Genomic DNA, 15,777 nt, shown 5'->3' with positions numbered 1-15,777 from the left:
GGGCGGTCGCGGGCTTATGAAAGTCCCGATCAAGGACATAAGGAAAAATCAAATGACCGCTCCCTCCGAAGCGTGGCAAGCGCTCTCCGCCTGGCAGCCGCAAAAGCTGACCGATCTCGTCGCCGCCGATCCGGACGCGCGGCTTCAGATACTCGTCCGCAACGTTGCCGACATCCGCTTCGATTTCGCGAAGACGCATCTCGACGGTGAAGCACTGGCGATCCTGTCGGGACTTGCCGATGCACAAGGCTTCGTCGATCGCCGCAAGACGCTCTTCTCGGGCGGGATCGCCAATCCGACCGAGGGCCGCGCCGCCGAGCATAGCGCCGAGCGCGGCGAGGGGGCGCCCGAATCCGTGCATATCGCGCAGGCGCTGCACCAGCGGATGCGGATGATGGTCGATGCGATCGAGGCCGGCGCGTTCGGCGAAATCCGCCATTTGCTCCACATCGGCATCGGCGGATCGGCGCTCGGCCCCGACCTGCTCGTCGATGCGCTCGGGCGACACAGCGAACGCTATGACGTCGCGGTGGTCTCGAACGTCGACGGCGCGGCGCTGGCCGAGGCGTTCGCAAAGTTCGATCCTCAATACACGCTTGTCGCGGTCGCATCGAAGACCTTCACGACGACCGAGACCTTGCTCAACGCCAATTCGGCGCTGCAATGGCTGGGCGAGGCCGGTGTCGACGATCCGCTCGGCCGCTTCATCGCGCTGACCGCGAACCCCGCCAAGGCGATGGAATGGGGGATCGACGAGACGCGCATCCTGCCGTTCAGCGAAACGGTCGGCGGCCGCTATTCGCTCTGGTCGTCGATCGGCTTTCCCGCTGCGCTCGCGCTCGGCTGGGATGCCTTCGCCGACCTGCTCGAAGGCGCGGCCGAGATGGACCGGCATTTCCGCCTTGCCGACGGCGCCGACAATATCTGTCTGCTCGCCGCCTTCGTCGATCAGCTTTATGCCAACCGCCTCGACTGCCAGACGCGCGCGGTCTTCGCCTATGATGAAAGGCTGCGGCTGCTGCCTTCCTATCTTCAGCAACTCGAAATGGAATCGAACGGCAAGTCGGTGACGCTCGACGGCGCGCCGCTCGGCCACCAGAGCGCCGCGATCACCTGGGGCGGCGTCGGCACCGATGCGCAGCATGCGGTGTTCCAGCTCCTCCATCAGGGCACGCATCTGACCCCGGTCGAGTTCGTCGTCGCGCGTGAGCCCGATCATCTGCTCGACGACGCGCATCACGATACGCTCGTCGCCAACTGCATCGCGCAGGGCGCCGCGCTGATGACGGGGCGAACCAGCGAGGATGGCGCGCGCGCCTATCCGGGCAATCGCCCTTCGACGACGATATTGCTCGATCAGGTGAGCCCGCGCAGCCTCGGCGCGCTGATCGCCTTCTACGAGCATCGCGTCTTCGCGAATGCGGTGCTGCTCGGCATCAACCCGTTCGACCAGTTCGGGGTCGAACTCGGCAAGGAAATGGCGAAAGGGCTCGCCGAAGGAACGGTTATCTTCGATCCGGCGACGCAGGCGCTGATGCAGGCGGCGTTGGGGGAATGATATCCTTCGTCATTGCGAGCGGCGAAGCCGCGCGGCAATCCAGAGTGTGCGTAAACCGCCCTGGATTGCTTCGCTCCGCTCGCAATGACGAACCCGATGGCTCTAAGCGCAAAATTCGATTGGCAAGCTATTATCGCGTAACCACATGGACGGCCGTTGCCAATAGCGGCCTGTCTATATCAGGGGTAATCCATGAGCGATTTCGACTATGATCTCTTCGTCATCGGCGCCGGTTCGGGCGGCGTGCGCGCCTCGCGCGTCGCGGCCTCGCACGGCGCGCGCGTCGCGGTGGCGGAGGAGTATCGGGTCGGCGGAACCTGCGTCATCCGTGGCTGCGTTCCCAAGAAGCTGCTCGTCTATGGCGCCCATTTCGCCGAGGATATCCACGACGCGCGCAAGTTCGGCTGGGACGTTCCCGATTGCCGGTTCGACTGGAACGTGCTGCGCGACAATGTGCTCGCCGAGGTCGACCGGCTCGAAGGGCTTTACGGGCAGACGCTCGACAGCCACAAGGTCACCGTTTTCCGCACCCGCGCGACCGTCATCGGCCCGCAGAAGGTACGGCTCGCCGACGGGCAGGAACTGAGTGCCGAACGCATTTTGATCGCGACCGGCGGCTGGCCGCACGTTCCCGAATTTCCGGGCAGCGAATATGCGATCACCTCGAACGAGGTCTTCCATCTCGATGCGCTGCCGAAGCGGATCGTGATCGCGGGCGGCGGTTATATCGCCAACGAGTTCGCCGGCATCTTCAACGAATTCGGCAGCAAGGTGACGATCGTCAACCGCGGCGACACGATCCTGCGCGGCTATGACGAGCAGATTCGCGACCGGCTGCTCCAGATTTCGATGACCAAGGGCATCGATTTCAAGTTCAACGCACCGTTCAAGTCGATCGCGAAGAATGACGACGGCTCGCTGACCGTCCACCTTGAAAATTGCGAGCCGATCGTCGCCGATGCGGTGCTCGTCGCCGCCGGCCGCGTGCCCAACATCAAGGGGCTCGGCCTCGCGGAAATCGGCGTCGAACTCGACGCGCAGGGGGCGATCAAGGTCGGCGACGACAACCGGTCGTCGGTGCCCAGCATCTACGCTGTTGGCGACGTCACCAACCGCATCCAGCTCACGCCGGTCGCGATCCGCGAGGGACAGGCGTTCGCGGACTCGGTGTTCGGCGGCAAGCCGACCGTGGTCGATTACCGGAATGTTCCGAGCGCGGTGTTCAGCCATCCGCCGATCGGCGCGGTCGGGATGACCGAGGCCGAGGCGCGCAACAAGCTCGGCTCGATCCGCGTCTACACCAGCGATTTCCGCGCGATGAAGAACGTCCTCGCCGGGCGCAACGAACGCGCGCTCTACAAGATGATCGTCAATGCCGCGACCGATCAGGTCGTAGGCCTGCACATGATCGGGCCGGATTCACCGGAGATTTTGCAGGCCGCGGCGATCGCGGTGAAGGCGGGGCTGACCAAGGCCGATTTCGATGCGACCGTGGCCTTGCATCCGAGCATGGCCGAAGAGTTGGTGTTGATGAAATAAGGTTTCGGCCTGCAACCTTCATGCGCTATTCTCTTCGCCATAGGCAAGGGAGGGGCGCATGGCGGGCACGGCATTGGTCACGGGAGGCAGCGGTTATATCGCGGGCTTCCTGATCCGGCAGCTGATCGATAACGGCTGGACGGTGAACACGACGGTCCGCAGCCTCAAGCGCGAAAGCGAAGTGCGCGGCTGGCTGAACGTCGATGACGCCAGGCTCCGCTTCTTCGCCGCCGACCTCGAAAACGACGCCGGCTGGGCCGAGGCGATGGCGGGGTGCGGCCATGTCGCGCATGTCGCTTCGCCCTTTCCGCTGGGCGTACCGAAGCATCCGGACGAGCTGGTCGTTCCCGCGCGGGAGGGCGCGCTCCGCGCCTTGCGCTTTGCCAAAGGCGCGGGGGTGAAGCGCTTCGTTCTCACCTCGTCGATGGCGGCGATCGCTTATGGCCATGGCGATGGCGGCGGCATATACAGCGAGGCCGACTGGACCAATCTCGATAATCCCGGCGTAATGCCATACCCGCGCTCCAAGACGGTCGCCGAACGCGCAGCGCGCGACTGGGTCGCGGCGGAGGGCGGCGATATGGAATTCGCGTCGGTCAATCCCGCCGCAGTGTTCGGGCCGCTGCTGTCCGACGACCTGTCGACCTCGATCGAGCTGGTGAAGCAGTTGCTGGAGGGCAAGGTGCCGATGTGCCCCGACATCGGCTTCGGCATCATCGACGTGCGCGATGTCGCCGACCTCCATTATCGCGCGCTGACCGCGCCGGGCATCCACGACGAGCGCTATGTCTGCTCGGGGCCGTTCCTGAAGATGATCGACGTTGCGAACATCCTCACCGCGAACCTTGGCGGGCAGGCAAAGAAGGTGCCGACGCGCAAGATGCCCGACTGGTTGCTCAAGCTGTTTGCGCTGGTGCGGCCTGAACTGAAACAACTCGTCGCCGAACTCGGCAATGTTCGCGGCGGCGACAGCCGCCATGCGATGGAAACGCTCGGCTGGACGCTGCGTCCGCCCGAAGAAGCAATCCTTGCGACCGCACACAGCCTGATCGAGCGGAGGATCGTGAAGGCGTGAACAACTTCGTCATTGCGAGGAGCGTAAGCGACGAAGCAATCTCCAGCTATCGGTCTTGCGCAAGGCCGATAGCTGGAGATTGCTTCGCTCCGCTCGCAATGACGTTTAGCTATCCGATCCGGTACGGCACGACCCCGCGCCGGTCCGGGTCGACCAGGATCGGGCGGTCGCTCGGCGGAAAGGCGCGCTGGTCGCAGTCGTCGCGCGGGCAGATGCGGCACGACAGGCCGATGCGCGCAGCCGCCTGTGGCGCGGCGACATCGACCCCGTCGGCATAAACGAAGTCGGCGGCATATTGCGCCTCGCACCCCAGCGCGACGGCATAGCGGCGCGGCGACCGCGCATAGCTGCCCGAGGGCTTTACCAGCCCCTTCGCCATCGACACATAGCGCAGGCCATCGGGCGTCTCGGCAAGCTGGAAGAGGATGCGGTCGGGGATCGCCGCCGCTTCGTGGACGACCCACAACGGACAGGCGCCCCCGAAGCGCGCGAATTGCAGGCGCGTTGCGCTGTGCCGCTTGGTGATATTGCCCGCCATATCGACCCGGCAGAAGAACATCGGAATGCCGCGCGCGCCGGGCCGCTGGAGCGTCGAGAGGCGGTGACACGCCTGCTCGAAGCTCACACCATAGTCGAGCCGCAGCCGGTCGATGTCGTGGCGCACCGCGCGGGCGCTGGCGCGGAACGGGCCATAGGGCATCAGCACCGCGCCCGCGGCGTAATTGGCGAGCCCGACGTGGAGAAGCTGGCGAGCCGCTGCGGTCCGAAGCGGCGAGGCCTCGACCACCGCCGCGATCTCGTTCGCGAGCGCGAGCGCGGCGAGCTGGTGCGCGAGCTGAAAACGGCGGCTCTCGGGCGGCTGCGCCGGATCGATGACGAGGTGCCGCATCGTCGCGTCGAATTCGCGCAGCGCCTGCGCCTGATTGTAGACGATCGAGATGCCGAGCGCGTCGCGCAGCCGCCGCTCGATCGTCTCGATCGCGGGCGAGGGTTCGCGGCCGCGAAGCTGACCCGCCAGCGTTTCGGCCGCGCGGTCGATGCTGTCGACGTAATTGCCTGCATCGTGGAACCAGTCGCGCACCTCCTCCCACGGCAGGCGGCTGCCCTCGGCGGTGCCGCCGGTCAGCGCCTCGTCGATGATCTGTAACCGCTGCCCCGCGCGGCGATAGGCGGCGTGGAGCGCGACGAACTGGTCGGCGAGTTGCGGCTGCTGGAGCGCCGCGCGTTCGAGTTGTTCGGGGGCCAGCGGCGCGGCGGCGAACAAGGGATCTGCCGCGGCTTCGCGCAAGGCGCCCGCGCGGCGATCGCCCGCTTCGGCGGCGACTTCCTCCCATTCGAGCGGGAACAGCTTTTGCAGCCGGTCGAGCAGCGCAGGGGTCAGCGGGCGGTCGTCATGTTCGATCTGGCTGAGATAGGAGGCCGAGATGCCGAGGCGGGCGGCGAAGTCGGCCTGACGAATCGCGCGAGCTTCGCGCAGCGCGCGAAGTTGGCGTCCAGCGAAGAGGCGACGCGGCAGCATGCCCGCAAACTAGTTTGCAAATATCGACTTTGCAACTTTGCAAATTCACATTTGCATAATGGCGTATGCAGGGGCAGATGGCAGTTTCAGGATCAACCGGAGAGCCGCATGTCCGCCAATATCGCCGAAATGGAAGCCCGCCGCGCCGCAGCAGCTTTGGGGGGCGGTCAGAAGCGCATCGATGCGCAGCACGCCAAGGGCAAGCTGACCGCGCGCGAGCGGCTGCTCGTGCTGCTCGACGAGGGGAGCTTCGAGGAACTCGACACCTATGTCGAGCATGATTGCGTCGATTTCGGGATGCAGGACCAGAAGGTGCCGGGCGACGGCGTCGTCACCGGATCGGGCACGATCAACGGCCGCCTCGTCTATGTCTTCAGCCAGGATTTTACCGTCTTCGGCGGATCGCTGTCGAAGCGTCATGCCGAGAAGATCTGCAAGATCATGGACAAGGCGATGCTCGCGGGCGCGCCGGTGATCGGGCTCAATGACTCGGGCGGCGCGCGCATTCAGGAGGGCGTCGCGTCGCTGGGCGGCTATGCCGAGGTGTTCCAGCGCAACGTCCTCGCGAGCGGCGTGGTGCCGCAGATTTCGCTGATCATGGGGCCGTGCGCTGGCGGGGCGGTCTATTCGCCCGCGATGACCGACTTCATCTTCATGGTGAAGGACAGCAGCTACATGTTCGTCACCGGCCCCGATGTCGTCAAGACGGTGACCAACGAGGTGGTGACGCAGGAGGAGCTCGGCGGCGCCATCACCCACACGACCAAGAGCTCGGTCGCCGACCTCGCGCTCGAGAATGATATCGAGGCGTTGCTCGCGGCGCGCGATTTCTTCGACTATCTGCCCGAGAACAACCGCAGCGGCGTCCCGGTTCGCCCGACCAGCGATCCCTACGACCGCGAGGAGTCGAGCCTCGACACGCTGATCCCGCCCAACGCGAACCAGCCCTATGACATGCACGAGCTCATTCGCAAGACGGTCGACGAGGGCGATTTCTTCGAGGTGCAGCCGGCGCATGCGGGCAACATCATCTGCGGCTTCGGGCGCATCGAGGGGCGCACGGTCGGCATCGTCGCGAACCAGCCGCTCGTGCTCGCGGGCGTGCTCGACATCAACTCGTCGAAGAAGGCGGCGCGCTTCGTCCGCTTCTGCGATGCGTTCGAGATTCCGATCGTCACCTTCGTCGATGTTCCCGGCTTCCTCCCCGGCACCGCGCAGGAATATAACGGCATCATCAAGCATGGCGCGAAACTGCTCTTCGCCTATGCCGAGGCGACGGTGCCCAAGATCACGGTGATCACGCGCAAGGCCTATGGCGGCGCCTATGACGTGATGGCGTCGAAGCATCTGCGCGGCGATTTGAACTATGCGTGGCCGACCGCCGAGATCGCGGTGATGGGCGCGAAGGGCGCGGTGGAGATCATCTTCCGCAGCGACATCGGCGACCCCGAAAAGATCGCCGAGCGCACGAAGGAATATGAAGACCGTTTCGCGAACCCGTTCGTCGCGGCGCAGCGGGGGTATATCGACGAGGTGATCTACCCGCACTCGACGCGGCGGCGGATCGCGCTGGGGCTACGGAAGCTCAGGAACAAGCAGTTGGAAAATCCGTGGAAGAAGCACGACAATATTCCACTGTAGGATTGGTGATGGAACTGACTTGGGCCGCATTTTCTGCAATCTGGACGCTTGCTGCATGGTTTCTCGCAAGGGGCTGTCTGCGGATGGTGAAACGATGGGACGATGTCGGGGAAATCAATAACGGACTAGGCTATCTGCTCCGGCGCGAAACTCACCCGACTGCATTTGCGCTTGCCTGTAAATTCAATCGTTTCATGTCTCTGTTGGGCTTCTTGTTCGTAATGTTTGGAATTGCCGTGACAATTGGATGGATTGTGAAAGCACTATGAAACTGGGCCGCCTCAACCACATCGGCGTCGCAACGCCGTCCATCGCCGACAGCATCGTTTTTTACCGCGACGTGATGGGCGCGACGAACATTCACGAGCCGTTCGATCTGCCCGATCAAGGCGTGAAGGTGTGTTTCGTCGATACACCGGGCGCCGATGGCGCGCTCAACGGCACGCAGATCGAACTGGTCGAGCCGTTGCCGGGCAACACCTCGATTGCGGGCTTCCTCGAGAAGAACCCGGCGGGGGGGCAGCATCATATGTGCTATGAAGTGCCCGACATCCATGCCGCCAAGGCGGAGTTCGAGGGACAAGGAAAGCGCGTGCTGGGCGAACCGCGGATCGGCGCGCACGGGACGCTCATCTTCTTTGTCCATCCGCGCGACATGGGCGGGGTGCTGACCGAGATTATGGAGACGCCGAAAGGGGCGCACTAAAGACCTTCTCCCCTTGCGGGAGAAGGATACGAAGGCTTGTGAGCGAAGCGAGCTAGCCGCAGTTGGATGAGGGGTCGCGAGCGAAGCTCGCGCGGTTTCGATGAAACCGCATACCCCTCACCCAGCTTCAACTAGGCGGCATAGCCGCCAAGTTTTCGCAACCCTCTCCCGCAAGGGGAGAGGGGAATGGGACTGAGACGAATTATGACCGATAAACCCACCCTCGGCCAATGGGCGGCCGCCGCCGAGAAGGAAGTGAAGGGCAAGGACCTCACCTGGCACACGCCCGAAGGGATCGACGTCAAGCCGCTCTATACGGCCGAGGATGTCACCGCCGATCCCGGCCTGCCCGGTTTCGCGCCCTTCACGCGCGGGGTGCGCGCGTCGATGTATGCGGGGCGGCCGTGGACGATCCGGCAATATGCGGGCTTCTCGACCGCCGAGGAATCGAACGCCTTCTATCGCCGCAACCTAGCCGCCGGGCAGAAGGGGCTGTCGGTCGCCTTCGACCTTGCCACCCACCGCGGCTATGACAGCGACCATCCGCGTGTCGTCGGTGACGTCGGCAAGGCGGGCGTCGCGATCGACAGCGTCGAAGATATGAAAATCCTCTTCGACGGCATCCCGCTCGATCAGATGTCGGTCAGCATGACGATGAACGGCGCGGTGATCCCGATCCTCGCCTTCTTCATCGTCGCGGGCGAGGAGCAGGGGGTCGAGCGCAAGCTGCTCGACGGGACCATCCAGAACGACATCCTCAAGGAGTTCATGGTCCGCAATACGTACATCTATCCGCCCGAACCCTCGATGCGGATCATCTCGGACATTTTCGGCTACACGAGCCGCGAGATGCCCAAGTTCAACAGCATCTCGATCAGTGGCTATCATATGCAGGAAGCCGGCGCGACGCAGGTGCAGGAACTGGCCTTCACCATCGCCGACGGCGCCGAATATGTGCGCTACGGCGTCGCGTCGGGGCTCGACATCGACAAGTTCGCGGGCCGCCTGAGCTTCTTCTTCGCGATCGGCATGAACTTCTTCATGGAGATCGCCAAGCTGCGCGCCGCGCGCGTGCTGTGGCACCGCGTGATGACCAACCTCGGCGCCAAGGACGAACGCAGCAAGATGCTGCGCACCCACTGTCAGACGTCGGGCGTCTCGCTCACCGAGCAGGACCCCTACAACAATGTCATGCGCACGACGATCGAGGCGATGGCGGCGATGCTCGGCGGCACGCAGAGCCTCCACACGAACGCGCTCGACGAAGCGATCGCGCTGCCGACCGACTTCTCGGCCCGCATCGCGCGCAACACGCAGATCGTCATTCAGGAAGAGACGGGGATGACCAAGGTCGTCGATCCGCTCGGCGGCTCCTATTATGTCGAGGCGCTGACGCAGGAACTGGTCGACAAGGCGTGGGAGATCATCGAGCGCGTCGAGAAGGAAGGCGGCATGGCGAAGGCCGTCGCCGCGGGCTGGCCCAAGGCGATGATCGAGACCGCCGCCGCGGCGCGGCAGGCGCGGGTCGACCGCAGCGACGATGTGATCGTCGGGGTGAACAAATATCGCCTGAAGGACGAGGACCTGCTCGAAACGCTCGAGGTCGATAACACCAAGGTCCGCGAGGCGCAGGTCGCGCGGATCAATCGGGTAAAGGCGAGCCGCGACGAGGCGGCCTGTCAGGCCGCGCTCAAGGCGCTGCGCGATGCTGCGGCGGGCGAGCAGTCGATCGAGAATAACCTTCTTGCGCATGCGGTCGAGGCCGCTCGCGCCCGCGCGACGCTCGGCGAGATTTCGTCGGCGATGGAGGAAAGCTTCGACCGTTACGGCACCCGGCCGACCCCGGTGAAGGGCGTCTATGCGGCACCCTATGAAGGCGACAGCCGCTGGCAGCAGGTGCTTGACGGGGTGAAGGCGGTCGAGCGCCGCATGGGCCGCAAACCGAAGCTGCTCGTCGCCAAGATGGGGCAGGACGGCCACGACCGCGGCGCGAACGTCATCGCCTCGGCATTCGGCGACATGGGTTTCGACGTCGTGTCGGGGCCGCTGTTCCAGACGCCCGAGGAGACCGTCGTGCTCGCGCTCGACAGCGGCGTCGATGTCGTCGGTGCGTCGAGCCTTGCTGCGGGGCACAAGACGTTGATCCCCGAACTCATCGCCAAGCTCCGCGAAGCCGGCCGCACCGACATCAAGGTGATCGCGGGCGGCGTCATTCCGCCGCAGGACTATGATTATCTGCGCGACGCGGGGGTGCAGGGCATCTATGGCCCCGGCTCGAACGTGGTCGAATGCGCCGCCGACGTGCTGCGCCTGCTCGGCCACAATATGCCGCCGCTGGAGGATGCCGCGTGAGCGACGATATCGACGAGGCCAAGGTAGCGGTCGTGCCCCCGGTGCATGACGGTGCCGCCTATCTCTATGATTATTTCAAGCATCTCACCTCCCTGTCGATCCTGACGCTCGGCGGCGTGCTTGCCATCTCGCAGCAGGAAGGGGCCGCGCCCGCGGCCACCAAGATGTATGCCGTCGTGGGGTTCGTCGGGCTTGCGGCCGTGTCGGCCTTTTCGGGAACCGGCGCCATCGTGCGCCAGCAAAGCACCGGGAAAATGCCGGGCAAATGGTTCAATCCGAATTTCTACCGCATCGTATCGCCCATCGCGCTTTCGCTGGGCGTCGGCATGTTCCTGGCACTCTATCTGGAAGGGCTCGGCAAATGACGCAGAAACCCGAGACGCTGAGCGTCCACGCGGGCACCGCACCCGACCCGACGACCAAGGCGCGGATCACGCCGATCTATCAAACGTCGTCTTACGTGTTCGACGATGTCGATCACGCGGCGCGGCTGTTCAATCTGCAGGAATTCGGGAACATCTACACCCGGATCATGAACCCGACGAACGGCGCGCTCGAGGGCAAGATCGCGGCGCTTGAAGGCGGGCAGGCGGCGCTGGCGGTGGCGTCGGGTCACGCCGCGCAGTTCCTCGCTTTCCACACGCTGATGGAGCCGGGGTGCGAGATCGTCGCGGCGAAGAAGCTCTACGGCGGCTCGCTCAACCAGCTCGGGCAGAGCTTTCGCAAGATGGCGTGGACGACGCGCTTCGTCGATGCCGACGATCCTGCCAATGTCGCTGCCGCGATCAATGAAAACACCCGCGCGGTGTTCATCGAAAGCCTCGCCAATCCCGGCGGCGTCGTTCAGGATATCGAGGCGATCGCGAAGGTTGCGCACGACGCGGGCGTGCCGCTGATCGTCGACAACACGATGGCGACCCCGATCCTCTGCCGCCCGATCGAGCATGGCGCCGATATCGTCGTTCATTCGACGACCAAATTCCTCAACGGTCATGGCAATGCGATCGGCGGGGTGATCGTCGATGCGGGCAGCTTCGACTGGGCGAAGGGCGGCAAATATCCGACGCTGAGCGAGCCCAATGCCTCCTATCACGGCCTCAAATTCACCGAGGCGTTCGGTCCGCTGGCCTTCATCCTCGCCGCGCGAACGCTCGGCCTCCGCGATCTCGGCCCGGCGCTCGCACCGATGAACGCCTTCCTTGCGCTCACCGGCATGGAAACGCTGGCGCTGCGTATGGAGCGGCATTGCAGCAATGCGATCGCGCTCGCCAAATGGCTTCAGGCGCATCCGGCGGTGAGCTGGGTATCCTATGCGGGGCTGCGCGAGAGTCCCTATCACGAGCTTGCGCACAAATATCTGGGCGGCAAGGGCGGCGCGGTGTTCACCTTCGGGCTCAAGGACGGGTACGACGCCGGGGTCCGGCTCGTCTCGTCGGTCAAGCTGTTCAGCCATCTCGCCAACCTCGGCGACACGCGCTCGCTGATCATCCATCCCGCCTCGACGACGCACAGCCAGCTATCCGAAGCCGAACTGGTCGAGGCCGGCGCCGGCCCCGACGTCGTGCGCGTGTCGGTGGGCATCGAGCATATCGACGACATCATCGCCGACCTGGTGCAAGCATTGGAGGCCATCGCATGACCGAGACCCGCAACGACTGGACGCGCGAGGAGATCGCCGAACTGTTCGACCTGCCGTTCGACGAACTGATGTGGGAGGCGCAGGGCGTCCACCGCCGCCATCACGCGCGCGGTGAGGTGCAGCTTTGCACCTTGCTCAGCATCAAGACGGGCGGCTGCGTCGAGGATTGCGGCTATTGCTCGCAGTCGAAGCACGCCGACAGCGGCCTCAAGGCCACGAAGCTGATGGACGTCCGCGCGGTGCTGCAGGCAGCGGCTGAGGCCAAGGATTCGGGCTCGAAGCGCTTCTGCATGGGCGCCGCCTGGCGCAACCCCAAGGACCGCGACATGCCGGCGATCGTCGAGATGATCGAGGGCGTGCGCCAGATGGGCATGGAAACCTGCATGACGCTGGGGATGCTCAGCAAGGAACAGGCGCAGACGCTCGCGGTCGCGGGGCTCGACTATTACAACCATAATATCGACACGAGCCCGGAGAATTACGAGAATATCATCTCGACCCGGACGTTTCAGGACCGTCTCGACACGCTCGAGGAAGTCCGCAATGCGGGAATCAACGTCTGTTCGGGCGGCATCGTCGGGCTGGGCGAAACGCGGCAGGATCGCGTCGGTTTCATCCACGCGCTCGCGACGCTTCCCGAACATCCGGGAAGCGTGCCGATCAATGCGCTGGTGCCGGTGAAGGGCACGGTGCTCGGCGACATGCTCGCCGACACCCCGCTCGCGAAGATCGACGATATCGAGTTCGTCCGCACCATCGCCGTTGCGCGCATCACCATGCCGAAATCGATGATCCGCCTGTCGGCGGGCCGCGAGAGTATGTCCGAGGCGACGCAGGCGCTCTGCTTCATGGCGGGCGCGAACAGCATCTTCACCGGCGACAAGCTGCTCACCACCGGCAACCGCGGCGACAATGCCGATGCGGCGCTGTTCGCGAAGCTGGGGATCGTCCCGATGGTGAGCGAAGAGCCGATGCGGATGGAGGCGGCGGAATAGAGTTCCCCTCCCGCTTGCGGGAGGGGTTAGGGGAGGGCCTGTTCCCTCTGAAACCATATCGAATTTCGCGAACGGGACAGGCCCTCCCCCGGCCCCTCCCGCAAGCGGGAGGGGAGTAAAGAGTGTTCAAGAAAATCCTGATCGCCAATCGCGGCGAAATCGCCTGCCGCGTCATCAAGACCGCGCGCCGCATGGGCATTGCGACCGTCGCCGTCTATTCGGACGCCGACGCGCGCGCGCCGTTCGTGCGGATGGCCGACGAGGCGGTGCATATCGGCCCGTCGCCCGCGTCCGAATCCTATCTGATCGCCGACAAGATCATCGAAGCCTGCAAGGCGACCGGCGCCGAGGCGGTGCATCCGGGCTATGGCTTCCTGTCGGAGCGCACCAGCTTCGCCGAAGCATTGGCGAAGGAAAATATCGCCTTCATCGGCCCGCCGGTGAACGCGATCGCCGCGATGGGCGACAAGATCGAGTCGAAGAAGCTCGCCAAGGAAGCGGGCGTCAACGTCGTCCCCGGCTTCGTCGGCGAAATCCGCGATACCGAACATGCGGTCGAGATCAGCAACGAGATCGGCTATCCGGTGATGATGAAGGCGTCCGCCGGCGGCGGCGGCAAGGGGATGCGCCTTGCCTATGACGAAAAGGACGTCCGCGAAGGCTTCGAGAGCGTCAAGCGCGAGGGGCTGAACAGCTTCGGCGACGATCGCGTGTTCATCGAGAAGTTCATTCTCAACCCGCGCCATATCGAGATCCAGATCCTCGGCGACCAGCACGGCAACACGCTCTACTTGAACGAGCGCGAATGCAGCATCCAGCGCCGCCACCAGAAGGTCGTCGAGGAGGCGCCGTCGCCCTTCGTCACCGAGAAGATGCGGAAAGCGATGGGCGAGCAGTGCGTCGCGCTGTCGAAGGCGGTCGGCTATTACAGCGCGGGGACGGTCGAACTGATCGTCTCGGGCGCCGATCCGACGGGCGAGAGCTTCTACTTCCTCGAAATGAACACCCGGCTTCAGGTCGAGCATCCGGTGACCGAAGCGATCACCGGCATCGATCTGGTCGAACAGATGATCCGCGTCGCGGCGGGCGAGAAACTCGCGATGACGCAGGACGACATCGGGATCGACGGCTGGTCGATCGAGAACCGCGTCTATGCCGAGGACCCCTATCGCGGCTTCCTGCCCTCGACCGGGCGGCTGACGCGCTACAAGCCGCCGGTGCCGGGCTGGACCGACGACGGCGCCGAGAACGGCCGCCGCGGGGTCGACGGGGTTCGCGTCGACGACGGTGTCTATGACGGCGGCGAGGTGTCGATCTTCTACGACCCGATGATCGCCAAGCTGATCACCTGGGGCAAGACGCGCGACGAGGCGGCCGACCTGCAGGTTGCGGCGCTCGACCGCTTCGAGCTCGAAGGGCTGGGCCACAATATCGATTTCGTCTCTGCGATCATGCAGCACCCGCGCTTCCGTTCGGGCGAGCTGACGACGGGCTTCATCGCCGAGGAATATCCCGAAGGGTTCCACGGCGCGCCGACCGACGCCGCGGTGACGCGCGCGCTCGCGGCGATCGCGGGCTTCATGGCGAGCGCCGAGGCCGACCGCGCGCGGCGCACCGACGGCCAGCTCGGCGACCGGCTCGACCCGCCCGCCAAATGGCAGGTGACGATCGGCGGCGAGAGCCACAAGGTGAAGCTCGGCCACAAGCATATCAAGGTCGATGGCGAAAAGGTCGACATCGCGCTCGAATATACGCCGGGCGACCGGCTGGTGATCGCGGAGATCGACGGCAGCGAACTGGCGGTGAAGGTCGCGAAGACCCGCGCGGGCTGGAAGATGACGACGCGCGGCGCGATCCACGACGTGCGCGTGCTGCCGTGGCACGTCGCGCCGCTCGCGTCGCACATGATCGAGAAGATCCCGCCCGACCTCTCCAAATTCCTCATCTGCCCGATGCCGGGCCTGCTCGTCGCGCTGCATGTCGGCGAGGGCGACAAGGTCGAGGCAGGCCAGCCGCTCGCGACGGTCGAGGCGATGAAGATGGAGAATATCCTGCGCGCCGAAAAATCGGGCGTGGTGAAGACGGTCAACGCCGCGCAGGGCGACAGCCTGGCGGTCGATGCGGTGATTTTGGAGATGGAATGACGCTTTTCTCTCATTTCGTCATTGCGAGGAGCGAAGCGACGAAGCAATCCAGTGTGGCGTAAGCTCGCTCTGGATTGCTTCGCTTCGCTCGCAATGACGGAATCCCGATATGCACCTCAATCACAACGCCGATGCTCCCGCCGCGGACGCCATCACCTTCGACGATTTTCTCCGCGTCGACATCCGCATCGGCACGATCGTCGAAGCCGAACCCTTCCCCGAAGCCCGCAAGCCCGCGTTCAAGCTGAAGATCGATTTCGGTCCGACGATCGGTGTGAAAAAGAGCAGCGCGCAGATCGTGTCGCGCTATGCGCTCGAGGAATTACCGGGGCGGCAAGTCGCTGCGGTCGTCAACTTCCCGCCGCGCCAGATCGGCAAGTTCATGTCCGAAGTGCTGACATTGGGCTTTGCGGACGAGGACGGCGAAGTGATCCTCTTCGCGCCCGACCGCGCGGTGCCGAACGGATCGCGGCTGTTCTAGCGGAGCATTGCGTGCCCGGTTTGGGGTGGATTCCAGACCGCCCTCTATTCCCGTTCGTGTCGAGCGAAGTCGAGACACGCGAAGGCTGGCGCTTCCCAAGCGTGTATCGACTTCGCTCGACACGAACG

Annotated in this window: 13 protein-coding genes; 12 read left to right on the top strand and 1 reads right to left on the bottom strand. The window is 64.6% G+C overall.

Annotated elements, in window-relative coordinates:
* Positions 1-52 precede the first annotated feature (52 nt).
* The 3 genes from pgi to ACE3SL_RS00460 all read left to right on the top strand — a co-directional run bounded on the left by pgi (position 53) and on the right by ACE3SL_RS00460 (position 4,172).
* Positions 53-1,558, top strand: a complete 1,506-nt coding sequence (gene pgi / locus ACE3SL_RS00470; RefSeq protein ID WP_374523796.1) for a glucose-6-phosphate isomerase — start codon at positions 53-55, stop codon at positions 1,556-1,558.
* A gap of 192 nt (positions 1,559-1,750) precedes the next feature.
* Positions 1,751-3,097, top strand: coding sequence for a glutathione-disulfide reductase (gor, locus tag ACE3SL_RS00465; RefSeq protein ID WP_374523795.1), 1,347 nt, complete (start codon positions 1,751-1,753; stop codon positions 3,095-3,097).
* A gap of 58 nt (positions 3,098-3,155) precedes the next feature.
* Positions 3,156-4,172 carry an NAD-dependent epimerase/dehydratase family protein gene (locus tag ACE3SL_RS00460; protein WP_374523794.1) on the top strand — a complete coding sequence of 339 codons (1,017 nt, stop codon included), beginning with the start codon at positions 3,156-3,158 and terminating at the stop codon, positions 4,170-4,172.
* A gap of 109 nt (positions 4,173-4,281) precedes the next feature.
* On the opposite strand, the gene ACE3SL_RS00455 is transcribed toward ACE3SL_RS00460, so the two are convergent.
* Positions 4,282-5,691, bottom strand: coding sequence for a short-chain fatty acyl-CoA regulator family protein (locus ACE3SL_RS00455; protein WP_374523793.1), 1,410 nt, complete (start codon positions 5,689-5,691; stop codon positions 4,282-4,284).
* A 108-nt stretch (positions 5,692-5,799) separates the two neighbouring features.
* Between ACE3SL_RS00455 and ACE3SL_RS00450 the strand changes: the two genes are divergently transcribed.
* From ACE3SL_RS00450 to ACE3SL_RS00410, 9 genes are all read left to right on the top strand, one after another.
* A complete protein-coding gene (locus ACE3SL_RS00450) occupies positions 5,800-7,332 on the top strand; it encodes an acyl-CoA carboxylase subunit beta (RefSeq protein ID WP_374523792.1) in 1,533 nt (510 codons plus the stop codon).
* A gap of 8 nt (positions 7,333-7,340) precedes the next feature.
* Positions 7,341-7,601 (top strand): hypothetical protein, encoded by a 261-nt coding sequence (locus ACE3SL_RS00445; protein WP_374523791.1) that lies wholly within the window; start codon positions 7,341-7,343, stop codon positions 7,599-7,601.
* On the top strand, positions 7,598-8,038 hold the full coding sequence (gene mce, locus ACE3SL_RS00440; protein ID WP_374523790.1) for a methylmalonyl-CoA epimerase: 441 nt from the start codon (positions 7,598-7,600) through the stop codon (positions 8,036-8,038). The genes ACE3SL_RS00445 and mce overlap by 4 nt, the downstream gene beginning before the upstream one ends.
* Positions 8,039-8,242: 204 nt before the next feature.
* The gene (gene scpA, locus ACE3SL_RS00435) at positions 8,243-10,390 is read left to right on the top strand and encodes a methylmalonyl-CoA mutase (protein ID WP_374523789.1); all 2,148 of its coding nucleotides are present in this window, start codon (positions 8,243-8,245) and stop codon (positions 10,388-10,390) included.
* A complete protein-coding gene (locus ACE3SL_RS00430; protein WP_374523788.1) occupies positions 10,387-10,755 on the top strand; it encodes a hypothetical protein in 369 nt (122 codons plus the stop codon). Before scpA ends, ACE3SL_RS00430 begins: the two co-directional genes overlap by 4 nt.
* Positions 10,752-12,029, top strand: coding sequence for an O-acetylhomoserine aminocarboxypropyltransferase (locus tag ACE3SL_RS00425; protein ID WP_374523787.1), 1,278 nt, complete (start codon positions 10,752-10,754; stop codon positions 12,027-12,029). The genes ACE3SL_RS00430 and ACE3SL_RS00425 overlap by 4 nt, the downstream gene beginning before the upstream one ends.
* Positions 12,026-13,024 carry a biotin synthase BioB gene (gene bioB / locus ACE3SL_RS00420; protein ID WP_374523786.1) on the top strand — a complete coding sequence of 333 codons (999 nt, stop codon included), beginning with the start codon at positions 12,026-12,028 and terminating at the stop codon, positions 13,022-13,024. The genes ACE3SL_RS00425 and bioB overlap by 4 nt, the downstream gene beginning before the upstream one ends.
* Before the next feature lie 122 nt (positions 13,025-13,146).
* Positions 13,147-15,168, top strand: a complete 2,022-nt coding sequence (locus ACE3SL_RS00415; RefSeq protein ID WP_374523785.1) for a biotin carboxylase N-terminal domain-containing protein — start codon at positions 13,147-13,149, stop codon at positions 15,166-15,168.
* Positions 15,169-15,277: 109 nt separating this feature from the next.
* Positions 15,278-15,649, top strand: a complete 372-nt coding sequence (locus tag ACE3SL_RS00410) for a tRNA-binding protein (RefSeq protein WP_374523784.1) — start codon at positions 15,278-15,280, stop codon at positions 15,647-15,649.
* The last annotated feature ends 128 nt before the right edge of the window (positions 15,650-15,777 follow it).

Origin of the sequence: Sphingopyxis sp., assembly GCF_041916015.1 — a bacterium.
In the GTDB taxonomy this organism is placed as follows: Bacteria; Pseudomonadota; Alphaproteobacteria; order Sphingomonadales; family Sphingomonadaceae; genus Sphingopyxis.
The sequence above is the reverse complement of the archived record's forward strand: the minus strand, read 5'-3'. Positions and strand labels throughout refer to the sequence as shown.

Excerpts from the sequence above, each read along its gene's own strand:
- pgi (WP_374523796.1), top strand. The coding sequence starts at position 53 with ATGACCGCTCCCTCCGAAGCGTGGCAAGCGCTCTCCGCCTGGCAGCCG.
- gor (WP_374523795.1), top strand. The coding sequence starts at position 1,751 with ATGAGCGATTTCGACTATGATCTCTTCGTCATCGGCGCCGGTTCGGGC.
- ACE3SL_RS00460 (WP_374523794.1), top strand. The coding sequence starts at position 3,156 with ATGGCGGGCACGGCATTGGTCACGGGAGGCAGCGGTTATATCGCGGGC.
- ACE3SL_RS00455 (WP_374523793.1), bottom strand. The coding sequence starts at position 5,691 with ATGCTGCCGCGTCGCCTCTTCGCTGGACGCCAACTTCGCGCGCTGCGC.
- ACE3SL_RS00450 (WP_374523792.1), top strand. The coding sequence starts at position 5,800 with ATGTCCGCCAATATCGCCGAAATGGAAGCCCGCCGCGCCGCAGCAGCT.
- ACE3SL_RS00445 (WP_374523791.1), top strand. The coding sequence starts at position 7,341 with ATGGAACTGACTTGGGCCGCATTTTCTGCAATCTGGACGCTTGCTGCA.
- mce (WP_374523790.1), top strand. The coding sequence starts at position 7,598 with ATGAAACTGGGCCGCCTCAACCACATCGGCGTCGCAACGCCGTCCATC.
- scpA (WP_374523789.1), top strand. The coding sequence starts at position 8,243 with ATGACCGATAAACCCACCCTCGGCCAATGGGCGGCCGCCGCCGAGAAG.
- ACE3SL_RS00425 (WP_374523787.1), top strand. The coding sequence starts at position 10,752 with ATGACGCAGAAACCCGAGACGCTGAGCGTCCACGCGGGCACCGCACCC.
- bioB (WP_374523786.1), top strand. The coding sequence starts at position 12,026 with ATGACCGAGACCCGCAACGACTGGACGCGCGAGGAGATCGCCGAACTG.
- ACE3SL_RS00410 (WP_374523784.1), top strand. The coding sequence starts at position 15,278 with ATGCACCTCAATCACAACGCCGATGCTCCCGCCGCGGACGCCATCACC.